The sequence below is a fragment of the Actinomadura decatromicini genome (assembly GCF_008121305.1).
Classification (GTDB): Bacteria; Actinomycetota; Actinomycetes; order Streptosporangiales; family Streptosporangiaceae; genus Spirillospora; species Spirillospora syzygii.
On the sequence record NZ_VSRQ01000017.1, the window covers coordinates 1 to 2,298 of the forward strand.

General features: G+C 71.5%; 4 protein-coding genes. 2 read left to right on the top strand and 2 right to left on the bottom strand.

What is annotated here, in order from left to right:
* Window positions 1-379, bottom strand: a 379-nt coding sequence (locus FXF68_RS41975; RefSeq protein ID WP_246179273.1) for an alpha-amylase family glycosyl hydrolase, incomplete at its 3' end; no start/stop codon positions are given.
* A gap of 369 nt (window positions 380-748) precedes the next feature.
* Between FXF68_RS41975 and FXF68_RS42905 the strand changes: the two genes are divergently transcribed.
* Window positions 749-1,153 carry a hypothetical protein gene (locus FXF68_RS42905; RefSeq protein WP_187438388.1) on the top strand — a complete coding sequence of 135 codons (405 nt, stop codon included), beginning with the start codon at window positions 749-751 and terminating at the stop codon, window positions 1,151-1,153.
* A gap of 3 nt (window positions 1,154-1,156) precedes the next feature.
* On the top strand, window positions 1,157-1,993 hold the full coding sequence (locus FXF68_RS41985; RefSeq protein ID WP_148768416.1) for an STAS domain-containing protein: 837 nt from the start codon (window positions 1,157-1,159) through the stop codon (window positions 1,991-1,993).
* A 5-nt stretch (window positions 1,994-1,998) separates the two neighbouring features.
* Here the strand turns inward: FXF68_RS41985 and FXF68_RS42910 are convergent.
* Window positions 1,999-2,298: hypothetical protein (locus FXF68_RS42910; RefSeq protein WP_187438389.1), on the bottom strand; the 300-nt coding region annotated here is incomplete at its 5' end.

Here is a 2,298-nt window from a genome sequence, read left to right on the forward strand (position 1 = left end):
GTTCGATGAGGTCGACGAAGTCTCCGAGGTCGCCGAAGTCGGGGAGGATCTGGGTGTAGCCGGAGATGTCGTAGCCGCCGTCTTTGAGGGGTGATTGGTAGATCGGCAGCAGCCAGAGGCAGTCGACGCCGAGCCATTGCAGGTGGTCGAGTTTGCTGATCAGGCCGCGGAGGTCTCCGTAGCCGTCGCCGTTGGAATCGGCGAACCCGCGGACCGACACTTCGTAGAACACCGCCGTCTTGAACCAATGCGGCGTGCTCCGGGTGTGCGCCCCGTACGGGGCCGGGGCCGTCCAGGAGTCCGGCGGGCATGTCTCCGTCTCCAGGGCGGTGACCTGGTCGGACGTGGTGCGCGTGTCGTGCGTCGGCTGGCCTTGCATCGGTCACCCCGGGTGCGTTGGAGACATCTAGATCAGCGATTCCCACCGTCCGCCGGAACGACGTTCGCGCCCGGCAACCATCCGTCAAAGATTCAGTACAGAGCGTGACCGTGGTCGCCGTCTCCGCAGCTGAGCGTCTCGGACCGCTCCGGGCCCCGCCGCAGGGGAGATCCCGCCGATTCCGCCCGCGCGGACGCTTCCGGACGCTTGCCGCGCGACGGTTGTGTCATGTCCGGGTTTTTAGATTCGTCGCTTTTTTCGCTGGATGCCGCGGGTAGGTCGCTTCCAAGCTCAGAACCCGTCATCACGACGGGTTCTACTCAGTTCGGACGGAAAATTCGGATCCGTCCAAAAGCGATCGGAGGGACAGTGAAGCGCTGGGAGATGTCGCCATCGGTCGTACCGACGCGCGAGGACCTCGTGGCGCGGCTGCGCGTTCGCTTCGCCGACGTCCCGGCAGAGAGCGTGCGCCGCTGCGTGGACGACCTGTGGTGCTGCTGCGCCCATCTCGGGGTGCGGCCCGAGGAGCGGATCATCGAACGGCTCGCGGCGTCCCGGCTGACGGGCGTCGTGCGGGGCGGCCGCCCGCCGTATCCGGACGCGCGGCGCCCGGACGCCCGGCCCGCGTCGAGTCCGCCCGGCTCCCACGCCTCCGCGGCCCGCGCCGCCGCGCCGCCGGTGCGGCGCGCCGGACCGCCGTCGCCCGGGCCCGCCGACCTGTCCGCGCCGCGCCGGTCCGCCCGCGCGGCCACGAGAACCCCGATCGGGATGTGACGCATGAAGGACACGACCGTGCCGGGCCTGAGCATCGAGACCCGGCGAGGGTTCATCGTGCTCAGCCTGCCCGCGCAGATCAGCTGGCAGAACTACGCGGGGATCCGGGAGGGGGTGAGCAAGGCCCTGTCCCTCGCCGCCGGGTCCGGCGGCGGGCGGCGCCGCGGGGTCGTCGTCGACTTCGGCGACGCGGTGCTCCTGGACGCGGCCGGGCTCGTCCTGCTGGCCCGCGCCGAGACCCGGGCGCAGCTGCTCGGCTGCGCGCTGCGGGCCGTGGTGCCCGCACCGGCCGGGCACGTGCGGCGGGCGCTGCGGATCACCGGGCTGGCGCGGCTCGTCCCGGTGTTCCCGGACGTCGCGGCGGCGACCGCCGAGCCCGTCCCCGCGCGCGGGGCGGGCGACGCCGACCCCTCGCACGTGCTGGACGCGATCCGCGCCCTGCACCCGGGGGACGCCGGGCTCACACCGCACCCGCCCGCGCCGTCCGAGTTGACGATCACCACGTCCGCGGCCGGTGACGGCGACCACACCGTCGTGCACCTGTCCGGCGTGCTGGACGAGGCCACGGTGCCGCGGCTCGGCGAGACGCTGACCACGATGGTCGAGGGCAGGAACCTGCGGCATCTCATGGTGCGGATGCACGAGCGGCTCGGCGTCCGCTGCGACCCGCTGCCGATCCTGCTCGGCATCCGCTGGCGCGTCGCGGCGGACGGCGGCTGCCTGTCGCTGCCCGCGCTGCCCGCCCGGCTCCGCGAGATCATCGACCGGGAGGGTCTCGGCTCGGTCTTCACCGGCTGCCGCACCGGCCAGGACCGCCGGCTCAGCGCCGAGCCGGCCTGACGCGCTCAACTGCCGCGCGTCGTCCGGTATCGGTTCCGTTTCTCCTTTCCATCTCCTTTTCCGTTTTTCTTGCCATTTCCATTTCCCGGCCGGACGCGCTGCCGCGCGGCACGGCTCTCACCGGCCCGCACATTTCCTTCGTCCATTTGCTGGATCGTCAGGATGTGTGCTGGTTTGGTGTGGGGGTCGAGGTGGACGTAGTTGGCGGCGGTCCAGGTGTAGATGGCGCCGTCGAGTTGGTCGGTGACGGTGTAGGTGTGGTGGGGGTCGTCGGGGAGGCCGAGGGCGGGCAGGTCGAGGTGGAT